Annotated in this window: 20 protein-coding genes; 8 read left to right on the plus strand and 12 right to left on the minus strand. The window is 48.0% G+C overall.

All coding sequences use genetic code 11. From position 1 onward, the window contains the following. Positions 1–6: 6 nt before the first annotated feature. The 3 genes from G441_RS0112015 to G441_RS0112025 all read right to left on the minus strand — a co-directional run bounded on the left by G441_RS0112015 (position 7) and on the right by G441_RS0112025 (position 5,598). Positions 7–1,140 carry a PQQ-dependent sugar dehydrogenase gene (locus G441_RS0112015; RefSeq protein WP_026376577.1) on the minus strand — a complete coding sequence of 378 codons (1,134 nt, stop codon included), beginning with the start codon at positions 1,138–1,140 and terminating at the stop codon, positions 7–9. Positions 1,141–1,291: 151 nt separating this feature from the next. Continuing rightward, positions 1,292–4,435, minus strand: coding sequence for an efflux RND transporter permease subunit (locus G441_RS18605; RefSeq protein ID WP_051275572.1), 3,144 nt, complete (start codon positions 4,433–4,435; stop codon positions 1,292–1,294). A 5-nt stretch (positions 4,436–4,440) separates the two neighbouring features. Further along, a complete protein-coding gene (locus G441_RS0112025) occupies positions 4,441–5,598 on the minus strand; it encodes an efflux RND transporter periplasmic adaptor subunit (RefSeq protein WP_026376578.1) in 1,158 nt (385 codons plus the stop codon). A 123-nt stretch (positions 5,599–5,721) separates the two neighbouring features. On the opposite strand from G441_RS0112025, the gene G441_RS0112030 reads away from it, so the two are divergent. From G441_RS0112030 to G441_RS0112040, 3 genes are read left to right on the plus strand one after another with little or no spacing between them, the layout of a single operon-like run. Further along, the gene (locus G441_RS0112030) at positions 5,722–6,606 is read left to right on the plus strand and encodes a substrate-binding periplasmic protein (protein ID WP_026376579.1); all 885 of its coding nucleotides are present in this window, start codon (positions 5,722–5,724) and stop codon (positions 6,604–6,606) included. Positions 6,607–6,625: 19 nt separating this feature from the next. Beyond that, complete coding sequence (locus G441_RS0112035) at positions 6,626–7,159, plus strand: DsrE family protein (protein WP_026376580.1); 534 nt, start codon at positions 6,626–6,628, stop codon at positions 7,157–7,159. Between the two features lie 10 nt (positions 7,160–7,169). After that, positions 7,170–8,048 (plus strand): ATP-grasp domain-containing protein, encoded by an 879-nt coding sequence (locus tag G441_RS0112040; RefSeq protein WP_240485131.1) that lies wholly within the window; start codon positions 7,170–7,172, stop codon positions 8,046–8,048. Between the two features lie 16 nt (positions 8,049–8,064). On the opposite strand, the gene G441_RS18610 is transcribed toward G441_RS0112040, so the two are convergent. The 4 genes from G441_RS18610 to G441_RS0112060 all read right to left on the minus strand — a co-directional run bounded on the left by G441_RS18610 (position 8,065) and on the right by G441_RS0112060 (position 13,426). Then, positions 8,065–9,396 carry a DUF3300 domain-containing protein gene (locus G441_RS18610; RefSeq protein ID WP_051275573.1) on the minus strand — a complete coding sequence of 444 codons (1,332 nt, stop codon included), beginning with the start codon at positions 9,394–9,396 and terminating at the stop codon, positions 8,065–8,067. An 80-nt stretch (positions 9,397–9,476) separates the two neighbouring features. After that, the gene (gene ribA, locus G441_RS0112050) at positions 9,477–10,094 is read right to left on the minus strand and encodes a GTP cyclohydrolase II (RefSeq protein ID WP_026376582.1); all 618 of its coding nucleotides are present in this window, start codon (positions 10,092–10,094) and stop codon (positions 9,477–9,479) included. A gap of 86 nt (positions 10,095–10,180) precedes the next feature. Beyond that, positions 10,181–13,078 carry an EAL domain-containing protein gene (locus G441_RS0112055; RefSeq protein ID WP_084407361.1) on the minus strand — a complete coding sequence of 966 codons (2,898 nt, stop codon included), beginning with the start codon at positions 13,076–13,078 and terminating at the stop codon, positions 10,181–10,183. 48 nt (positions 13,079–13,126) lie between these two features. Then, the gene (locus tag G441_RS0112060; protein ID WP_026376584.1) at positions 13,127–13,426 is read right to left on the minus strand and encodes a DUF3630 family protein; all 300 of its coding nucleotides are present in this window, start codon (positions 13,424–13,426) and stop codon (positions 13,127–13,129) included. Between the two features lie 126 nt (positions 13,427–13,552). On the opposite strand from G441_RS0112060, the gene G441_RS0112065 reads away from it, so the two are divergent. From G441_RS0112065 to G441_RS0112075, 3 genes are read left to right on the plus strand one after another with little or no spacing between them, the layout of a single operon-like run. Continuing rightward, entirely contained in the window at positions 13,553–13,867 is a 315-nt protein-coding gene (locus G441_RS0112065; protein ID WP_026376585.1) for a c-type cytochrome, read from the plus strand. 34 nt (positions 13,868–13,901) lie between these two features. Next, entirely contained in the window at positions 13,902–14,222 is a 321-nt protein-coding gene (locus tag G441_RS0112070; RefSeq protein WP_026376586.1) for a hypothetical protein, read from the plus strand. A gap of 55 nt (positions 14,223–14,277) precedes the next feature. Next, positions 14,278–14,943, plus strand: coding sequence for a glutathione S-transferase family protein (locus G441_RS0112075; RefSeq protein WP_026376587.1), 666 nt, complete (start codon positions 14,278–14,280; stop codon positions 14,941–14,943). A gap of 302 nt (positions 14,944–15,245) precedes the next feature. Here G441_RS0112075 and recQ read toward each other — a convergent pair whose 3' ends face one another. The 4 genes from recQ to G441_RS0112100 all read right to left on the minus strand — a co-directional run bounded on the left by recQ (position 15,246) and on the right by G441_RS0112100 (position 18,674). Continuing rightward, positions 15,246–17,060, minus strand: coding sequence for a DNA helicase RecQ (gene recQ, locus G441_RS0112085; RefSeq protein ID WP_026376588.1), 1,815 nt, complete (start codon positions 17,058–17,060; stop codon positions 15,246–15,248). Positions 17,061–17,158: 98 nt separating this feature from the next. Further along, the gene (locus G441_RS0112090) at positions 17,159–17,677 is read right to left on the minus strand and encodes a hypothetical protein (protein WP_026376589.1); all 519 of its coding nucleotides are present in this window, start codon (positions 17,675–17,677) and stop codon (positions 17,159–17,161) included. Further along, the gene (locus G441_RS0112095) at positions 17,674–18,171 is read right to left on the minus strand and encodes a hypothetical protein (protein ID WP_156896364.1); all 498 of its coding nucleotides are present in this window, start codon (positions 18,169–18,171) and stop codon (positions 17,674–17,676) included. The genes G441_RS0112090 and G441_RS0112095 overlap by 4 nt, the downstream gene beginning before the upstream one ends. Before the next feature lie 134 nt (positions 18,172–18,305). After that, positions 18,306–18,674, minus strand: coding sequence for a MaoP family protein (locus G441_RS0112100; protein WP_034475037.1), 369 nt, complete (start codon positions 18,672–18,674; stop codon positions 18,306–18,308). A 184-nt stretch (positions 18,675–18,858) separates the two neighbouring features. Here G441_RS0112100 and G441_RS0112105 point away from each other — a divergent pair, with 184 nt between their 5' ends. Further along, the gene (locus G441_RS0112105) at positions 18,859–19,680 is read left to right on the plus strand and encodes a LysR family transcriptional regulator (protein WP_026376592.1); all 822 of its coding nucleotides are present in this window, start codon (positions 18,859–18,861) and stop codon (positions 19,678–19,680) included. Here the strand turns inward: G441_RS0112105 and G441_RS0112110 are convergent. Next, entirely contained in the window at positions 19,677–20,312 is a 636-nt protein-coding gene (locus G441_RS0112110; RefSeq protein ID WP_051275574.1) for a 2OG-Fe(II) oxygenase, read from the minus strand. The genes G441_RS0112105 and G441_RS0112110 overlap by 4 nt on opposite strands. 184 nt (positions 20,313–20,496) lie before the next feature. On the opposite strand from G441_RS0112110, the gene G441_RS0112115 reads away from it, so the two are divergent. Continuing rightward, positions 20,497–21,201, plus strand: a complete 705-nt coding sequence (locus G441_RS0112115) for a hypothetical protein (protein WP_156896365.1) — start codon at positions 20,497–20,499, stop codon at positions 21,199–21,201. Position 21,202 lies beyond the last annotated feature (1 nt).

Here is a 21,202-nt window from a genome sequence, read left to right on the forward strand (position 1 = left end):
CCTGACTCAGGTATTTGGCACTACCCGATAGATACCATTTCCGTCTGTACCAATGTACAGGTCACCGTTGGGATGTGTCGCCATACTGCGGATGCGGCCTGCTCCTTCGAACAGTTTACTGTGACCAACCACTTTGCTGCCATCCAGTTCAACCAGTACCACATGTGCAAATTTTAACGAGCCAACTAACAGATGACCCTGCCAGTCAGGATATTTATCACTGGTGATAAACTGCATGGCAGAGGGCGCAATGGAGGGTACCCAATACCATTCAGGTTGTTGCATACCGTCCCGGGCAGTCTCTTCAGTAATGGTTGTACCGTTATAGTTGATGCCATAGGTGATTTCAGGCCATCCATAGTTTGCTCCGGCCTTGATGATATTGATTTCATCCCCGCCTCTGGGGCCGTGCTCATGGGTCCAAATGTCTCCGGTTACAGGATGCATTGCCATCCCTTGGGGATTACGGTGCCCATATGAATAGATGGTTGGGCGCGCGTCATCACGCCCGACAAAAGGATTCGAGTCCGGCACGCTGCCATCTGCTTTAATGCGATGAATTTTGCCTGGATCATGGTCCAGGCGTTGAGGGTGGACGTCGCGCTGTCCACGATCGCCAATGCTAAAGTACAGGTAGCCCTGCTTGTCGAACTCAATTCGTGAGCCGTAGTGATGAACCCGGTCAGTATTTGGATAGCCGTGGAATAGTAGCTGTTTGTCAACCAACTGCATATCTTTGAGTCGCGCACGCATGATTGACGTGTTGTTGCCTTCGCCTTCCCCCTCGTAACCTGAGTAGGAAAAGTAGATCCAACCATTTTCTGAGTAGTTAGGGTCTATCTCTACATCAAGCAGGCCGCCCTGGCGTTCAGCATGTACTTCAGGCACGCCTTTGATTGCTTCATCAATGAGTTTTCCATCTTTAACCAGACGAAGGTCGCCAGCGCGGTTGGTAACTAATAATTCAGACTCGTTGAGCCACACCATGCCCCAGGGAATTTGTACATCTCGAGTAATAAGCTCGAGGCGATACTTACTAGCACTGGGAGAAAGCGGTATCTCTTGTTGCTGAGCGTTTACCAGAGAAACACTGGCACTTAGCAATGTCGCGGCGAGAGCACTAAGCACATATTTTTTCATAGCTGACCTTTTAACTACTGAGTAAATCAACGAGCCGGGTTGATAATATGAACACTGGCCGAGATCAAGCTTTACTCGACAAGCGAAACATAATCTCAGATGAAACGTAAATGGGCAGTGTTTCGATCACTGCCCAGTCAGCACGAGGATATCAGGAGGAGGGGGCATCCGCGGGTTTAACGATGCCCAGGCCTCTGCCAATGGTTCTGAATAATTTACCAAACAGGGTGCTAAGGTCTTGCAGGATAAGGTACATACAGGGCACCAGTACCAGCGTGACTAGCGTGGCGTAGAGTACAGCGAAACCCAGTGCGACTGCCATGGGGATGACGAAACGTGCCTGCAGGCTGGTTTCAAACATAATTGGTAAGACGCCCGCGAAGGTGGTAATCGAGGTCAGAGTAATCGCTCTGAAACGCGCGCAGCCTGCTTCCACAACGGCTTCCTTGATGGAGTATCCCTGAGCCCTGCGCTGATTCACAAAGTCCGTCATAACCAGACTGTCATTAATGACAACGCCCGCCGCAGCGATCAACCCGAACGTTGACATCATGCTCATATCAAGGCCGAAGAAGAAGTGTCCCCACACTGCACCGGTAAAACTGAACGGGATCACCGACATAATGATGAGCGGTTGACCATAACTTTTCAGCGGCACCGCAAGCAGGATAAAAACGATGATCATGCCGGCGATAAAGAACAATATTTGCTCATTCTGCTGTGCCTGCTGTTCTTCAATCGCGCCGCCAAGCTCGGTCTTCACTGAGGGGAACAGTTGTTTAAGTTCGGGAAGTAGCTCGTCATCAATCTTTTTGGTCACTTCATTGGGTTCGACCAGTTCTTCGTCGATCGCACCGGAGATATAAACACTGCGGAATCCACCTTCACGGCGAATATAGCTAATGCCGGGTTCCTCAATCAATGTTACCACGTCGCCGAGCATGACCTCGCGACCGGATGGTGTTGTGACTACCGCATATTTCAATTCAGCAAAGCTCTCTCTGGTCAGTTTAGGATAGCGAACCATGACCCTGACTTCTTCGCCGTCACGCAGAACCCGCTGCGCTTCGCCGCCATAGAAGCTGGCGCCAACCTGACTGGCGATAGTGGCCAGATCCAGGCCGAGATCGTAGGCAACAGGCAGAAGTTCAAGACGTATCTCCTTACTCGCAGGATCAATCGTTGAGCTGATATCAAACAGCCCTTCCTGCTGCTGCAGCATGGCAATAAAACGACGGCCTGCCTGGTTAAGCTTCTTAATATCGCTACCGTAAAGCAGGTAGCCAAACTCGCCGTCATCACCGCCGCCGTTGACGTCATCCTGAATGGTGATGGACTTCATACCAGCAATCGAAGGTAAAGCTTCTCGCCAGCGTCTGGCGAGCTCAAACGTATCTACCGGTCTAAGGTCTTCCTCGACCAGAGGCACAACAATGCGCGCACGGGTTCGTCCCTGATTGAATGCGAGCAAGTCACGCACCATCGGTTGCCCATACTCCTGCTCGATTTGACTATCAACCTGATACACCACGTTTTCAATCGTCTGCAAGGCGCGAATGGTCGCCGCATCGGATACGGTTTCATTCATTTCAATGCGAATGCTCGGGAAATCATGGGGCACTTTTGGGGTCGGTACCATGCGCACATGATTAGCCGAAATCAGGCCGATGCTGGTAAATAACAACGCGATAAACATCGCCAGCATTGCATAGCGCCACTCTGTACACTTGATAATGAAATTCTTATAGCTGCCATTTACAAAGCCGAAAAAGCGCTTATTGAAGCGGGCTCGCCAGCTATTTGGATTGACCGGGCTGAAACGCGTGTGGGCTAGGTGGGCAGGCAGGATCAGCTTGGATTCTATCAGACTGAAAAACAGGCACAGAATTACCACTACGGCGATGTTGTAGAAGAATGTTCCCTGCGGCCCGCTGCTGAACAGAGAGGGAGCAAACACCGCAATGGTGGTCAATACGCCAAATGTAGCAGGTGTGGCAACGCGCTTGGCCCCCCGCACGACGTTCTCGACACCGCCCCCCTTGCTTTCAATTTCCGTATAGGCGCTTTCACCAATCACGATGGCATCGTCAACAACGATACCCAGTACCATAATGAATGCGAACAAAGACAGGATATTAATACTGACGCCGAACACCGGCATCATCATAACTGCGCCCAGGAAACACACCGGCAGACCGGCCATGACCCAGAATGCCAGACGAAAACGCAGGAAAACCGTTAGCATGATTGCCACCAGAACAGCACCCTGAAACAGATTGCTAAGCATCATGTCCAGTCTGGCATTCAAGTAGTAGGTCATATCAACCAGTATTTTTAACTCAAGTCCCTGTGGCAGGGTTTTATTGCGCTCAGCAATATAATCTTTCACTGACTTTGCGACAGGCACCATGTTTTGCTGTTTGGTTGCCTTGACTGCGAGGAAAATGGCATTCACCCCTGAATATTTGAAGTATCGCTCGCCTTCGGTAAAGCCATCCTGGATGGTGGCCACGTCCTGAAGCAGTACTCTGGCGCCATTGTTACCAATTTTCACCGGTATCTGCCGGAATTCCTCACCGCTGTAATACTGATTTTCAATACGTACAGAAATAATGCCCGCGTCGGTACGCAGCTGTCCGGCGGAAAAGTTAGCAGAATAGCGCTGAATCGCTCGGGTGACATCGTCCAGCGTGAGGTTGTACTTACGTAGCATCTGCGGATCGATTTCGATGGCGATTTCATCCTCTGGGGCGTCAAGTTGCACCAGCGATACGTTACCTAACTGCAACAGTTCGTCTTCAATTTGCTTCGCCAGAGGTTTCAATGCAGTCAGCGGTAAATCACCAACCAGAGACATTTCTATGACATCTTGCCTGAACTCTATCTGTGAGACGGTCACCGGCTCCATATCGGCAGGGAAGGTTGCTATACTGTCGACACGGAGCTTTATTTTGTCCATCACTGCAGCCAAGTCTTCATCCGGATCGATTTCCAGTGAGACTCTGCCGTTATTTCTGAATGCACGAGATATGGTGCGTTCAATCTCGGTGATGTCTTTCAAAGACTCTTCGATTTTTACCAGAATATTTTCTTCAATTTCCTGCGGCGACGCTCCGCGGTATGTTGCGTTAATTTCTACCCAGTTAATTTCGATATTGGGAAACATCTGCCGCTGAATCGTAAAGTAACTCACTATGCCCATGATGATGATGAAACCCATCATCAGGTTAGCCGCGACCGAGTTATTGGCGAAAAACGCAATGATCCCAGTTTGCTTGGTGGTGTTATTTTCCATGCGCACTACTCCTGAGTGCCAGCTAATAGAGCTTCATCATCACTGACCACTTTGACGGCCATGCCATCCTGTGGATACTCAGGCAGTGTCATGACGATTTGGTCGTTGTCGTTCAGCCCCTTATCGATAAGAAAATACTCGCCTTCTTCACGCACAATGTTGACCGGATTGGCAAGCAGGTTACCTTTCTCATCAACTGTCCACACCCGCTGTCTGGTCACCAGTGACTGCGGTAGACGAAATACATCATTAAGTATCTGTCCGTTGAACGTGATCTCAGCATAGCTGCCGAATTGAATCGGCACAGCGTCGCTATTCAGGCTATAAGGATCGTCAATACGAACCACAAGATGTGCCATACGCGTATCCCGGTCTATGACGCCGAGACTGCGGTGAATGGTGCCGGAACGTAAAATGTCATGGCGTCCTTTTATAACCACATCGGCTTGTTTACCAACAATATCCTGTGGCAAAAATGAACTGTCGAATCCCGCAATCGGAAATATAATTTCCGCACTTTCGATGTTACTCAACTGGGCAACCTGGGCGCCTGCACTAACGAACTGGCCCACGCCAATGTCTCGGGATATGACAAGCGCATCATAAGGCGCTTTGACATCGCAATTCGCCAAATCTCGTCTGGCAATTTGTAACTGTGCCTGTGCTGCTTTGAGTCGAGCCTGAGCACTTAGTAATTGAGGTTTGCGTAAATAAAGGTCGGATACCTGTGCAGGTGGTAATCGTTTTGCTTCCTGTTTGGCGACGTCCGCTCTGGCTTGCTCTTCAATCAGCTGTGCCTGTGCCAGCGAGAGTTCTGATTCAGCCATCGCCACTGCTGCTTCATATGCATCTTTTTCAATCGAAAATAAAATATCATCCCTGAGCACTAAACCGCCGGCGACGAAATTAGAATGCCAATCTATTACTTCACCGCTGACCTGTGCTGACAGTAAGGTTCTCTCCAACGCCTGCACTTCACCAAAACTATTGATATGTACCTGATAATCCTGCCGCTGGGCCTCTTGCACGCTCACGATGGGCCGGGTATCGACCACTTCCTTTTCCGTTTCTTCCTGTCCTGTTGCTTTAATAACCTGCATACCGCCGACACCGACGGCCAGGACAATGAGAGGCAACGCAATTTTGATAAACAAGGGTTTCATGTAACGTCCATTTGATTGAAAAACAGTGGCAGACTGTAATTATAAGTGTTTGTTGTGACCTACAGTGTGTGTATTTGTAAGAGAGTGTGAAAACACGTGTAACAGGTCTCGCAATCGTCTGGCTTGAATCTGGGCCATATTTGCCGCTACTCTATCGGCATTTTGCCCGTCGTTGATGGATTATCCTCTGTGCTGAATCATACCAATCGAAGCCTAACCGCCTTGCTATTCATGTTGTGCTCGGTATTTACGGCAAGCAATACAGGCGCAGTGGAAACTGTTAACATCGCCGTATTTGAACAGCATCAACGCTACATCAATGCGTCCGGCGCCTATGCACTAAGCTGGCGATTGATGGAGGCGGCCGCCGCTCTGCAAAACATCAAATTACAACCAATAGAGTCATCCTGGCAGGGAGCTATTAGCCGTTTAAAGGGCGGTAAGGTGCCATTGGTATTCGCCGCATTTAAAACCAAAGAGCGTCAGCAATGGGCAATCTTTTCGTTGCCATTGGCACCGGATAGCTCTGCCATCTTTACGTTACCTGACAACCCCGTTGGGTCGAGGCAACATATTGATTTCAAATCTGCGTCGATAGGTGTCTCTGCAGGCTCTGTGCAGGAGCGTTTTGCTAAAGAATTAGGGTTCAAGAATATTTATTCCACTAAAGAGCGTGCACAGCTTTATCGCATGCTTGAAGAAGGCCGTCTTACCTACCTGTTTTTTGGCCAAAGTATGATTGGTTACTACTGTCTTTATCACGCGAATCTGGATAACAGAGATTGTATGCGACAGGTGGGTGAGCCCTATGATATTAATGAAGTGCACACCATTGCTCTGAAAAGCGAGCTAAAAGCGAAGCAACTGATGGACAGGCTTAATCAGGGCCTGTTGGCCATTTCACAGTCGCAAGACATAGCACTCTGGTTTGCCGAGGAAGGCTTTACGCAACGAAATTATTCGCAATGGCAATTCGCCCTGCAAAAGCATACTGAAGCCTTGCATTAATATAACGAGGAATAACACGATGAAACCATCATGCTGGTTAGTTTCTATTTTATTTTCCGCTGGCGCGCTGGCAGGGCTGGAAGATTTTAAACCGGGCCCTGTGATTAAAGAGTATGGCGAACATATCGGAATATCGACGATGGCAGTGGATAAAGATGCCGTGTTCAAGGTGGCGTTCGACGTTGCCGCGGGAGCGCCAGAACCAGGGCAGGTTAACCGTCGATTCAATAGCCTGGCGCGTTTTATCAACATGCATGCTGCAGCGGGTGTAAAACCCGAAAATATACATTTGGCGCTGGTCGTACATGGTGGAGCAGCAAAGGAACTGTTGGACGACAAAGCATTTATGCAGGAATTTGGTACTGATAATAAAAACAAGCCTCTATTGCAGGCACTAATGGCCAATAACGTGCAGGTCATTTTGTGCGGTCAGTCTGCCGGCGCGCATGATATCGCGCCTGACATGCTCATCGATGGCGTAGATGTGGCAATCTCAGCGATGTCAGCCCATGCTGTTTTGCAGCAAAACGGCTATACCGTTAACCCATTTTAAGTAGAGGCTGTTGGCATTGAAACGCTGCGCATTTTTGTCCATGGACAGTCTGGAAGATTTTTTCGCCTACGACTCCATGCTATTCGAACCGTTGAAACAGCGCGGGTGGGACGCCGAGGAAGTGTCATGGCGTCAAGATGACCATAACTGGCGCCAGTATGATGCGATTGTTATTCGAACAACCTGGGATTATCAGCAAGACCCGGACGCATTTATCGCGCGCTTGCAGGAGATTGTTAACACCGGTGTACCGATGGATAATAGCCTTGAACTGGTGCGCTGGAATCTCAGTAAAACGTATTTGAAAGCGCTTCAGGATGCAGGCGTCGACATCGTGCCAACACTCTGGCGTGACGGGCTAACGATAAGCGACTTGTCACTTGCTTTTGAGCAGTTCAACACAGATGAGTTGGTAGTAAAACCACAGGTCAGTGCCAATGCGGATGATACCTTTCGCGTCACGAAATCCGCGTTGTCTGGCTTACAGACCATGTTGCTAGATGTCCTCGCAGCGCGTCCAGTCATGATCCAGCCTTTCCTGCGCTCAATTACAGAGCAAGGCGAATATTCGTTGTTCTATTTTCATGATGAATTCAGTCATGCCATCTGTAAACAACCCGCAGCGGGTGACTTTCGCGTGCAAGAAGAACATGGTGGAGACATGCATCGAATTAATGCGAGCGATGCCATGCTAAAGCTGGCCAGCGAAACGCTCGCCGCGTTGCCAGAGAAGCCATTGTATTCCAGAATTGATATGGCTTACGTCGGCACCTCACTGGCACTGATGGAAGTTGAGCTGATTGAACCTTCATTATATTTCAACGTTGCTCCCGATGCCTGCGAACGATTTGTCGAACACTTTGTTGCCGTCCATGGCAGAGGAAACTGATGATTCCAGATGTTAATCAGTGCTGTTTTTGTTTGGTATCACGCTGTGTTGGGCGCTGACTTTTCATCTGCGGCCGGCTTTCTTTAAAAGAATTGTTATTCCTGTATAGTTTAGGCGCGGCGTTTGAGTTGCCGCGCGATGCGGAGGCGCTTGGACGAGAAACTGGCTGTGATGGGGACCACTGCCTTTCCGGCGCAGCTTTGCGTACCGGCTGAGAAGGTACAGGCAAAGATTTACCTGCACGTCTGTGTTGTTCCCGATAGTCTTGATTGGGGCTCATTACGTCTCGATACGCTTTCCCAGAATGTCTGGGGCGGTCTGGGTTCATGTTTTTACCACGATTTTGCGGTCTTACCTGCCTGAGGTTGTCCTGCACGTGCTTTGCGCGATGCACGGCGGTTGTATGCTTCTCGGGCACACGGTGTCTGACTACTGAACGTTCTCCGTCATGGTCATAACGAGCAACGATCTTAGAAGTGACACGTGGTTGCGAGGTATAGCGATATCTCACACCACGGCGGTGTGATGCGTCATGTTGCCAGCGAGTGTATTCACGGCTATAGACTCTCTTATAGTGGCGCTGATGCGAATTATGGCTGTGCCAGGTGCGCGGATAGTGATGATTCATGACGATATAACGACGATGCCAGTGAAAGCCGCCAAAATAAAATCGTGGTGAAATCCGGATGCGCGGGCTCCAGTAAAATCCTGCATGCAAAACAAAGTGTGATGGATGATGCCAGTATAACGGTGCAGAGATATGCCACCATGGTCCATACACGACACGCGTATCATAGTAAGGCACATAGACCACTTCTTTGCGCACAGTTTCAATGATGATTTGATTGTCATCATGTTCAACGTTTACGTACTCATTGTCTTTCAGGTAGCCGTTATCATTGGCTCTGGTACGCAAATATTGAATACTTGCCAACACTTGCTGTTCATTGGCAAGGAACGCATCGCCCAGTCCCTGTAACCAATCCAGATCACTGCTCATTTTTCGCAGCAGATCAGAAAAAGGCGCAAGGGCTTTGACGCTGGGATCCCAGTCAAACTCTTCGACCGCATCACGCACCTGATCTTCATTCATGGTGGCGTTGCGTTGACGCCAGCGGTCTGCTTCTACAACCTCGAGTGGATAGGTTGCTGCGATCAGAATATGTGACAGCAAGGTATCCGGGTACAGTGCAATGGGGGCCAGCATTTGATCGAGTTGCGCCTGGTCAAGCTCGATGACGCTTTGCTCTGGTGCGCCTTCCTGGGCCTGGGCAAGATTAATGGCCAGTGCCATCATCACGCCAACGCTGATAACCAGGGCGGCGACTAATTTAACGTAACTGCGCATAGTGTACTCCTGACACGTTTCTATCTCGTATACAGGTATAGGTCTCGTACGCTTAATAAAAACTGAATGAAACCTGAGTACTATTTCAATAGGTGGGGATCAAACTCGTGTCCAAGCTTTTCAGTCTTGGTGCGAATGTAGCTTTTATTTTCAGGTGTAATGCCATGATCTATGGGCTTGCGTGAGGTGACTTCTATGCCCATTTTTTGCAGTGCAGCGAGCTTTTTGGGGTTGTTGGTCATCAGTTCTACTCGGGTTACGCCGAGTGTCTCCAGCATTAATTTGCAAATGCCATAGTCGCGTAGGTCCGCATCAAACCCCAGATGTTCGTTTGCTTCGACGGTGTCCATTCCCTGATCCTGTAGGTGGTAGGCGCGAATTTTGTTTAATAATCCTATGCCCCGACCTTCCTGGCGCAGGTACAGCAGTACGCCTTTGCCATGTTCAACAATATTTTGCAGTGCCTTTTCTAACTGAAAACCACAGTCACAACGGGTTGAAAACAATGCATCACCGGTCAGACACTCTGAGTGAATGCGAATGGGCACCACTTCGCCCTCCTGCCAGTCACCATAAGACAACGCGACGTGTTCCTGTTTAGAATCCAGCTCAATGAAACCGTGAATACGAAACTGTCCCCAGCGAGTGGGAAGCTTCGCAGAACTGACAAATTCGTATGTTTTATTCACTTGTGTCATTGTCTGAGTATACAACCTGGTTGAACGAACGGCTTCAACAATGTGGGGCTTAATCGCACTTTTACAAGCATTATGCTAACAATGGATCATGACGGCGCATCAGTAGTGCTTTGAAAGGGCGAAAAATCCTGCAGAGGAGCAGGCCTGGCAACGCCGTAGCCTTGCGCAAAATCTACGCCCATCTTACCTAGTTCGATCATGATTTCTTTGGATTCAACAAACTCCGCAACGGTCTTCATGCCCATCGCTTTGGCGACATCTTTGATCGAAGACACCATGGCCATATCGATTGGGTCAATCAGAAGGTCTTTGACAAATCCACCATCAATTTTGACTAAATCGACAGGCAAGTTTTTCAGGTAGCCATAGGATGAAAAGCCGCTGCCAAAATCGTCCAGTGCAAAGCTGCACCCCAACTGCTTGAACGTTTTAATAAATGACAATGTTTCATCCATTTTAACAATGGCCTGACTTTCCGTAATTTCAAAACATATTTTGTGATACGGAACAGAAAACTTCTCAAACGCATTAAGCACAAACAGCTTCAGATCTTTGTCAGCCAGCGAATGTCCACTTAAATTAATGCTGGCGCTGGCTAATCCATGCATATGTTCGGGGTTGTCGGCTAGCCAGCGGAAGTAATGCTCGATGACCCAGCGATCGATCTGGGCCGTCATATTGTAGCGTTCTGCGGCAGGCAAAAATGCACCGGGAGGGACAATTTCTCCTTCATCATCTCGCAGTCGCAATAACAGTTCGTAGTGGTGACCTTTAACCGCAGCCTGTAGGGGGCGATAGTGTTGAAAATACAATACAAATCGCTCCTGTTCGAACGCATTGGTGATTTGCGTGACCCAGTTGAGCTCCTTCTCGTAGCGCTGCATGTGTTTGTCTTGCTGGGAATACCGATGGATCTGGTTACGGCCTTGCTCCTTCGCCATGTAACAGGCTGCGTCTGCCATGCTCATTAACTGTTCGGGCGATTTAACCTGTTCTGACCATTCCACAAGACCAATACTGATGCCAAGCGTAAAAATGCGGTTGTCCCATATAAAACGGAATTCCTGCACCACATTAAGCAGTCGATTGGCTAACAAATACGCCATCTCGGCTTGTTCATCTTCAAGCATAACGCCAAATTCATCGCCGCCAAGCCGGGCCAGCATGCCTTTATCGCTGACCGTTTCATTGAGCTGCTGTGACAGCTGCTTTATCAACATATCACCCGCTTTATGACCGCAGGTATCATTGACGATCTTGAACTGGTCAAGATCCATATATAGCAGCGTCAGCTGACTACCTTGTTCCAGGGCATTTGCCAGCGCTTTACGCAGTCTTCGTTCGAACTCACGGCGATTGTATACGCCTGTCAGCGAGTCATGGGTGGCGAGATATTCGAGGCTTATGCTGGACTGCTTGCGCTCAGTAATATCGAAAATGGAGCCGTAGATAAAGGTTTGATTCTGTTCTTCTCTGAGCTGGCATGAGATCGAGAACCAAAACTCACTGCCATCCCTTCGAATGCCTTTTATCTCTCTTCCCAGCACCATGCCAAACTTTTGGATATCATCGACCAGTGCCAGCCGATCCGTCTCGTTGGCATAAAAACTGGAGGTACTGGTCACTTGCGTGAGCATAGTCTCCTCGTCAGGGAAGCCAAATAATGAGCACATTGCGGGATTGACACTGACCAGTCTGCCATCAAGGGTGGACGTATATAAGCCCTCGGCAGAGTTTCTGAATAAGTCATAAAATTGATGAAGACTATGTATTCTGCTTTGTTGCTTTTGTTGAGTCGCGCGCACTAACACTTCTTCATGTGCTTCCAATGCCATGGCAAGGCATAGCACGCCCAGCATAATCAAAAAGATCATCAACAGATTGGTATAGCCACTCAGCGCCTGGCCTGACAGATGCATGCTCACATCAATTGCGCTAACGGTGATGATGGTCATCCAACCCAGAATATAGAGTCGGTTAGGTAAACTGTCCTGTTTACTTCGATATACGATTGCCAGGATGAGCTGCAGCAAAAATGCTGCTGCCATAATCGCCGTAGTGACTACGGTTTGCCAGTATGTGGTAAGAATAAATGGCGTCACTATCTGTGCGCTCGCGAGCGTGTAACCGCAGTAACGCCAGTAAACAGGGATATGGTGTAGCAGTGCATGTGCGACTTTGGCAGCGCTGAATAACACTAACCCCAGTAACACATGTGATGTAATGGTCGTGTAAGCAGACAGGCCCGTAAGCTGACCAATCACACCTTCTATACTCAACATCGCTAATAATAAGAAAGCGCATGCCAAGGCGTACCAGAATCTGACAGGGGAATGCAGCAGTACGTAGGTGATGAGGTAGTAGGCAGTAAGAATAATAAGTGCACCGACAATAATGCCTATACAAATCAGCAACACTTGCTCTTCAGCTATCAGCGCAGCCCGTTCCCACAGGGACATGGGGAATACCATCGGGCCATCGTCGACGATGCGCACGTAGACGTCTATGGTTTGCTGAGGCCTTAATGTAATTGGAACAATGAAGTGGCGATGATGGTATGGGCGCAGGGAAAAATCACGAGTAGCTCCGATTAGGTAGGAGCGCAATATGCGATTGCGCTCGTCAACCAGATACACATCAATCTCATCTAACGCCGGATTGGCAAGTTTGAAGGATAAATTAGATGTGCCGCTGCCGTGATTCGCTATGCTGAAATTAACCCACAAACTTTCATCCGGATTTAGTGGGGTGACATCGACCACGGGTTGCCATCCGCGCAGCAGTTGCACATCAGAAAGTTGGCTGTAACGAGGTGGCTTTGCCACTCTAATGTTATTTTCCAGGTCGGTATGGGTAAAGTCTTGACTGATCGACAGCGTTCTCACCGAAGACTCGGTAAGGGGCGGGGTGGCGTCCTGCGCTGATACGTCCAACCAGGCAAGCGACAAGAGTAAAATAAACGTACCGACAAATTTAACCGGCATTATGTCTCGTTTTGTGCCATTGATTTGTTCGCTAATTGACCAATCTTATCACCGGATAAGCGTATTATGACAAAGATGTTGATATAAATTCTCTAACGATTGAGGGTGCCCAGAGAGCTTTTCAATCCAGGCCGCTTCGCATAATTGCTCAAGATGCAGGATATAGTCTTCTTCATCAAAACGGAAAAATATCTGGGTCCGATCTGCGCCTACCATCGTTTCTATCACGTTGATGCCCAATATTGACTGTAATGTCTGGTGGAAGTGAGTGCCAAGCGTCGCCATTTCATCGTGCTTGAACAACTCCCAATCCAGTAAAATTGTTTGTGTATCTTGTTGCAGGTGCACCGACTTTCCGACCCTTGATGGTTATTGCGCCTTTCTGAATAAGCTAGCCGCGCATAATGTTTGTAAAATCGACTCTACACATTATATGGTAGCTTAACTTATAAAATTTTAAGTATGGATATATACATGTCAGTGCTCGGAAAAGCGATAGTCGTTTGTTTGTTGTCTCTCATGACGTTTTTGGCCAGCGCCGGTGATGCTGAACGGGGTAAAAGCTTGTCATCAGCCTGTGCAGCGTGTCATGGCGTAAATGGTGTGTCGAGTATCCCGATGTATCCAAATTTGGCCGGTCAGAAAGAGTTGTATCTTATCAGTGCGCTCACTGCATACCGCGATGGTATGCGCAAGCATATGCAGATGTCGCCCATGGCAGCGGGGTTGAGTGATAAAGATATTGAAGACCTGTCGGCCTACTACGCACAGCTAACAGCTGGTCAATAAATTCCAATCATCGAGCAAGAACCTTTGTTCTTATATGAGAACGGTAGCACTCATTGATGGAGATAGTCGTCGTCGTAATCAGGTGGCGCTTGCCCTAACTACTGTGGCGGGTTTGTCGGTCTCAGAGTTTGCAAGCACCGAATGCTACCTTCATCGTGTAAAGCAATCACTATTTTCCCTCGTGCTGATAGAGGCGAGTTTACTCATTGAAAATAATGCGGAGGCGATTACCGAGCCAACGCTTGCTTTTAGCTGCACTATGCAAATGCAGAATGCAGCGATACCGCTATTGCGTTTAGATATGAACCTCCTACCGTCCTTTGCAACCGAGGTGCAGAGATTTATGTCCCGATAGCAAACTATTTTGCGTTCGTTACGGTATAAGGATAGTAAGACTCAAGGAGAACGGAATGCTGGTAGTACATCACTTAAACAATTCACGCTCGCAGCGGATCCTTTGGATGTTAGAAGAGCTGGGAGCAGAATATCGCATTGAAACATATCAACGGGACAGCAAGACTAATCTGGCACCAGAGGCATTAAAAAAGGTTCATCCCCTTGGTAAGTCACCAGTGCTGACCGATGGTGAACTGGCTATTGCTGAGTCAGGCGCGATTATTGACTACCTTGCCAGGCGCTTCGACGAACCGACATTAATTCCTGCCCCCGATACGCCAGAATTTCTGAAATACACCTATTGGTTACATTTTGCAGAAGGCACCTTAATGCCACCTATGGTAGCCAAGATCGTGTTCGACAATGTGCGTAAAAAAACTAAGTTTCCTATCAAAATTCTGGCAGGCAAAATCGCCGATACGATCATGGCGTCCTACTATGGCCCGATCATCAAATCCAGTCTAAAATATGTTGATGAGCATCTGGCTGACAATACCTGGTTTGCCGGTGATGAACTAACAGGCGCTGATGTGCAAATGAGTTTCCCACTTGAAGCGGCGGTTGCGGGTGGCGTGGCCAAAGGATATGTCAATATTCAGCGGTTTGTTAAACAGGTACACTCACGAGAAGCCTACAAACGCGCGTTACAAAAAGGCGGTGAATACAACTACGCCAGCTAGTACAACACATTCAGTGCGGCACGTTTGCGCGCAGTTATACACCTTTGGAAACAATTTGCACAACTAACTGACACCGTGCACGTGATAGGGTCTGAACATAAGCTAAGCACTGCAGGAGCTCAGGCCTGAATGCGTCATCTTTTCCGCTTTATCATTTTTTTCGCGTTGCTCTGTGCGGCTGTAGCATCATACAGCTACGGTCACAAGACGGGGTTGTTTGTTTTTGTTGTGCTTGGCTTTGCGTTTGAAGCAGCATTTTGGCTGGGGCTGTTTCCGTTAAAAAGAGACAAGGGCCAAACTAGTTAGCGTTGTAGGTAGTCATTTATTAGTGCGATAAACGCGTCGCCATATTTGGCGAGTTTCGTTTTACCCACGCCGCTCACATTCAAGAATAACTGTTCATTTGTTGGCAGCTTTTCAGCCATATCAGCCAAAGTAGCATCACTGAAGACAACAAAGGGTGGTACCTCGTCCTGTTGTGCAATGCTTTTTCTCAAGTGTTTGAGTTTGGCAAAGAGGTGTCTGTCGTAATGACGTGCATCGGGCTTTCCACGCTCAGTTTTGAGACTGAGTCGCGGTACGGCGAGCTTAATCTGCGTCTGTGCTTTAAGCACCGGTCTGGCTGCTTCAGTCAGCTTTAGGTTCGCACCTCTGGTGATGTCGATGCGTAATACGCCCTGGTGGATCAATTGGTTAATAATACTGTGCCAATACGTATCTGGCTTCTCACGACCAATGCCGTAGGTGCTGAGCTGGTCGTGCTTTAGGTCGAGCAGCTTGCGAAGTGACTTGCCTCTCAGTACGTCAATAACATGCTGTGCCGAGAACGATTGTCCGACCCGTAAAATACAAGATAAGACCTTCAGAGCGTCTTCTGTACCATCAAAATGACTAGGTGGGTCCAGACAAATATCGCAATTGCCGCATGCCTCGTTACGATAATCTGCAAAGTAGTTTAACAATACCTGCCGTCGACAGGTCTGGGCTTCGGCAAACGCTTCCATTGCAGAAAACTTTTGTAATTCAACGTCTATTCTTGCCGCATTGTCTGACATGCTTATCCATTGACGAATACGGGCAGAGTCTTTTTCGTCGAATAACAACAATGCCTCAGAGGGCATGCCGTCCCTGCCTGCACGTCCGGTCTCCTGATAATAAGCCTCAACGCTGCGCGGTAAATCATGATGCACGACAAACCTTACATTCGATTTGTTAATGCCCATACCAAAAGCCACCGTCGCTACAATGATATCGATATCATCACTTAAAAACGCCCGCTGTACTGACTCCCGCTCGGTAACGTCCTTTCCTGCATGATAGGCAGCGCAATTGATGCCTTGGTTACGCAGACGTGTAGTCAGGTCGTCGACTTTTGCGCGACTGCTGCAATATATAATGCCGCTTCCTTCCTGCTGATTGACGAAATTCACAACCTGATCAAACGCTTTGTATTTGGGCAGCAGACTGTAACGAATGTTCGGTCTGTCGAAACTACCTTTGTATATATAGGGTTGTTGAAGTCCGAGTTGCTGGAGAATATCGGCGCGAGTGGCAAGGTCTGCGGTTGCTGTCAGTGCCATCACCGGGATATGCGGAAATTGCTGCTTGAGTACGCCTAACTGGCGATAGTCAGCACGAAAGTCATGTCCCCAGTGAGATACACAATGCGCTTCATCAATAGCAAACAGGTTAATGTTCAAAAAGCGCAAACGCTCAAGACAGTCAACAGTCATTAACCGCTCTGGTGATACATAGACCAAGTCTACTTTGTCATGTGCAATGGCCTGCCAGCGCTGCTGAATCTGCTCTCTGCTCAATGCTGAATTAATGAAAGTGGCATTTACACCCATCGCCGCGAGTTGTTCGACCTGATCCTGCATCAACGAGATCAGTGGTGACACCACTATCGCCGTGCCTTGCATCGCTATGGCTGGAATTTGGTAACAAAGCGATTTTCCGCCACCAGTAGGAAGCAAAACCAGGCTGTCGCCACCCTCCAGGGTGTGCGATATGACTTCTTGCTGGCCATCTCTGAATTGTGTGTAGCCGAATACGTCGCGTAAGACCTGCGCAGGAGCGACGACATCATGTGATATGGAGCTGGCGACGTTTGGCAACTGGATACTTGACTTAAGACAACTGAGAACGTGATTGTACTGATTTTCTTAACCCGCTTCATGCAGAATTCATGATTACTCCGGCAACAATCCTGTCGTCACGGCTGCTTTTTGGGATATAGCCTGATCAGGCCGCTGGCACCGAAAAAATCGCCTAGCAACCATATTTGCGTGAACGGGTGGGACGCGGGCACGTGAATGCGGTCACATAACCCTAATATGCTTGCTTTGTCCCAGTTAGGGTTGGCATTTCGGATCACCAGCCACACGTTTTTGCTGTCATAACGTTTTGCGGACTTGTTCGACAATATACGATTTAACGCTTTGATAAGTCGTAAGTCAGTGTCTCCGTCACGTTCCAGAGCGCATAACTCTTCTCGCGTTTCCTTGCTTAACGACTTACCCAGAATTCGCTGTGCCTCAGCCTGTGAACCGTAGAGATGAGCAATTTCAATATCAACAAGTTGGTTGTCTACATAACAGGTAACGTCTGGCTTTCGGGGCACATTGTGTGAAATAAACGCGAATTGAACCTGAAACTCTTCTGCAAAACACTGTCCGAATAATTCTGCCGCTTGTCTTTCTAACCCAAGCTTGTCAATTTCATTGTGATTCAAAACGTGACCATTAGTCCGCGCGGCGTGATATCGATCTCTTTAGGCGTCATTTGCAGGTATTCGATATTTAATTCATTGAAATCAATGAGAATAATAACGGGAAGTCTTTTGCCAATAGTTTGTCGCAAGACCCTAATCGGTTCGTCCGCCTGCTGCATATGATTTTCAATGACATCCAGCTCTGTAAGTCCGGGCTCTTCAATATGTAACACTTGATCCGTGCCATCGTACTCAAGTGTGCCCTCCAGCTTTCCTTTTGCCAGTAGATATTCAGCGCCTTGTTGAGCACGGATCGTTACTGCGATTTCCACGGTATCATCCAGAGCATCTAGCACAATTCGGGGCTCTGAGAATGTCGCAGAAATTCCCTCAAAGCTTTTGGTTATCGGAAAAAACGGCTTTATAGCCATATTGAGCTGTGACTCTGAGATAGTCAGTACGATAGCCTGGCAGGGCACGGAGAGGAGTAAAAAGACGACTAGAAATAAGCGCATACATTGGACTAAAGCAATTTTCGATACACCATAGCATATCAGAAGGAAGGCGAGGCTAAACAAAATACGCTGGAGCGGGTCAGCGCAACCCGCTCCTATAAGGCAAAGTATGAGCGGCTGGGCTTGCCTTGAGGCTAGCTTGCTACCTCAAACTCGAAGTCGTTGTCAGCATCCACCTCGACGATATCATCGTTTGCTGAAGATGCACGTTTTGCACCATTGAGCGTATGAAACTCTTTTCTACCACGAGCTAGCCTGACATAACGCTGCCATACTTTTTCCAGTTTTGAAGCTGCTAACTCAGGTGCATGCAGGCTGTCTATAAAATGCTGCTCTTCTTCATTTTCTGGTGTTAACGCGCCGCTCTCAAGGCCCAGTAGCGTATCGCCGTAGCGAGTCAACAACTGCGCTTCGGTAATGCTGAAATCACCGGTTCTGTTAAACCCACGAGGGAATTTGATTCGGTCTACGAAAGGACGTTTTCCTTGGCGAATTGTCGTCATGATTGCTCTCCACATTCAATACGTCATGAACACGCTCCTTGTAATGGCATCTCTGTAAAAAAAAAAACAAATTATTTATTTCGACACGATAAAAAATATTTCTCTTCTCGGAGAGATTGAGTTAAACATGGCATGTAGGCCTAGGTTGGACGTTCGTTAGCTGCAAACATGAGGTAATAATTTTTTGGATATCAGGTTTCTAAGGACCTTTGTAGAAGTTGCTGAAACCCGTCATTTCGGCAAAGCAGCGGAGAATCTTTATCTTACCCAGTCAGCGGTGAGTGCACGCATAAAGCAGTTGGAAGAGTACTTCAACATGCCATTATTTATGCGTTTTCGTCACAGTATTAAACTTACCCCGGCGGGTGAGAAGCTATTACCTTACGCTCATCAAATGATTACTTTGCTTGGTGAGGCTCGACATGCCCTTAATGAAGATGACGTTCAGCACCTTGTTATTGCCGGCACACCCAATGCGTGGGAGTTATATCTGCAACAGGGACTGAGTGTGCTTAGTGCGCAGTTTCCACAGTTGTCTTTACGTGCGGAAGTTCTTAATAATGATCACCTTTCCAGACAGTTACATGAACGTACTGTCGATTTGGCTGTTTCAATAGAGCCGTTGAAATCTGAGGATGTAGAAAAAGTCCAGCTTTGCGAAATGCCCCTGGCGCTTTATACAAACTGCGAGGGCGATGTGTCAGAACACTACGTGCACATCGACTGGGGTGGCAAGGTTAATACTGCCGTTGAGCAGGCAGTGACGTATGCCAAACGAGCGCATTTACGCACGGGATCGGTGCTGGTGGCTATTCAGTATATTCAAAGAAATGGCGGCGCGGCGGTCTTGCCAACAGACCTGGGAGCTCGTCTTGGCTTACAAAAAGTATTGCCGCTTGATCATGTCACGTTGCCAATTTTTCTGTTTTATCTGCACGACGCCAAACAGCTGGGATTACAGGAATTCATTGCACGCCTGAATACAATAGAAGGTAATGTATCTTAGCCCAGTAGCGTGCCTTGTCTGAACCAGCCAGCAATTGAATATCTGTCTCTAGTGGCTGGTAATACTTCATGGACGATCTCTTCACTGAGAAAGCAGACAACCGTGCCTAACATGGGAGAGATATCCAACGGTCCCTGTTCTAAATGAAGTCGTAACTGTCCGCCATCTTGCTGCAGCCAGCCCTCATTGAGGTAAGTGACCAGTGAGATTTTTCTGTTCGTTTGCCCTTTAAACGCGTCAACATGAGGTTTGTAAAATGCACCAGGTGCATAGTGGGCAAAATGTGATTCAAAACTCTGCAAACCCAGGAATGCGTGGCGGTTCAGACTGGATTTAAGTTCCTCGGCCCATTCAAGCCATTGATGCGTAACCAGGCATTCATCTTCAATCCATTTAATTGAATCACTGCGCACGAACTGATTGACTGTATGTGAAGCTTCACGTCCCACACCGGCCTGATGAAAAAGACCATCATGCATTGTCTTAGCGTGCTGGCTCAACGCTAATAAGAGAGGCCTGGGAATAAGGTTATGGCGAATACTGTAGCCCTGGAACGCAAGCTCATTGGCAATAGACTCACTTGAGTCGTTGCCGACAGGTAATGTCAGATCAGTGGCGTGTAATGTGCTCAAATGGTGAAATCCTGGCGAAAAAGACGCGGAAATCTGCCCAGTTTTTACTTCTCGAGCAAATCCAATTTTTTATCTTCAGGCAAAAAAATTTTTTAAGTTGGACTGTTTAGTGATCAGCGACCACACTTAAGCAATCCCCGTTCACACCCTTTACTCTATGTCATCGAGCAAATGCGTTTTACTGTTGATGGTTACCTGTGCTGTCCTTTGGAGCTCAACCGGTCACGCACAGCAACATCAGTACACAGGCTTCATTGACTTAAATGCTTATCCCTATCTCACCGATGTAGACAGTGATGCCGTGTTTGTCGTCAATGCAGCGGTAAGTTTGCCGAATCGGTTGTCGTACTTTGGCTTTATCAATGTCATTGACCGTCAAACTGATGATACCGGGCGTTCGTCCTTAGCGTATTTTGCGGAGCAGAATTTGCGCTGGCAAATTGCACCTCAGGCACCCCTTGATTTGACTTTTCAGGCGAACTTACGGACCGGTGACAGCAATGATCGCTATCGATTTGGCATACGCTGGCGGCTGAATGATACATCCTGGTTAAAATCCTTTTTTGAAACGCTGCATATGCGTTATGCACTGAATCTCCATGCGATACAGATTGACCAGTTAGATGGCACGGCATGGCAGATTGAACATTCATTTGGGATGCGCTTCCCCTATATCAGTGACAAGTTGTATCTGGCTGGCTTTATTGATCATAACTTCGACGAACCCTTGCCAGACTCATTGCCTTCAGACCCTATCGTCGCAGAGGCCCAGCTTGGCTACGAATTTCGTCCCGGCTGGTTTGCGATAGTGGAATATCGGATCAATCAATATCGCCGCAGTGATGTAAATAATGTTGCTGTCGGTATTGAATATAAATGGTCGTTCTAAC

Source organism: Aestuariibacter salexigens DSM 15300, assembly GCF_000429145.1.
Classification (GTDB): Bacteria; Pseudomonadota; Gammaproteobacteria; order Enterobacterales; family Alteromonadaceae; genus Aestuariibacter; species Aestuariibacter salexigens.

Coding starts and splice junctions, on each gene's coding strand:
- G441_RS0112015 (WP_026376577.1), bottom strand. CDS start 1,140: ATGAAAAAATATGTGCTTAGTGCTCTCGCCGCGACATTGCTAAGTGCC.
- G441_RS0112070 (WP_026376586.1), top strand. CDS start 13,902: ATGAGAACGGTAGCACTCATTGATGGAGATAGTCGTCGTCGTAATCAG.
- G441_RS0112025 (WP_026376578.1), bottom strand. CDS start 5,598: ATGAAACCCTTGTTTATCAAAATTGCGTTGCCTCTCATTGTCCTGGCC.
- G441_RS0112065 (WP_026376585.1), top strand. CDS start 13,553: ATGTCAGTGCTCGGAAAAGCGATAGTCGTTTGTTTGTTGTCTCTCATG.
- G441_RS0112035 (WP_026376580.1), top strand. CDS start 6,626: ATGAAACCATCATGCTGGTTAGTTTCTATTTTATTTTCCGCTGGCGCG.
- G441_RS18610 (WP_051275573.1), bottom strand. CDS start 9,396: ATGCGCAGTTACGTTAAATTAGTCGCCGCCCTGGTTATCAGCGTTGGC.
- G441_RS0112075 (WP_026376587.1), top strand. CDS start 14,278: ATGCTGGTAGTACATCACTTAAACAATTCACGCTCGCAGCGGATCCTT.
- G441_RS18605 (WP_051275572.1), bottom strand. CDS start 4,435: ATGGAAAATAACACCACCAAGCAAACTGGGATCATTGCGTTTTTCGCC.
- G441_RS0112055 (WP_084407361.1), bottom strand. CDS start 13,078: ATGCCGGTTAAATTTGTCGGTACGTTTATTTTACTCTTGTCGCTTGCC.
- ribA (WP_026376582.1), bottom strand. CDS start 10,094: ATGACACAAGTGAATAAAACATACGAATTTGTCAGTTCTGCGAAGCTT.
- G441_RS0112095 (WP_156896364.1), bottom strand. CDS start 18,171: ATGCGCTTATTTCTAGTCGTCTTTTTACTCCTCTCCGTGCCCTGCCAG.
- G441_RS0112100 (WP_034475037.1), bottom strand. CDS start 18,674: ATGACGACAATTCGCCAAGGAAAACGTCCTTTCGTAGACCGAATCAAA.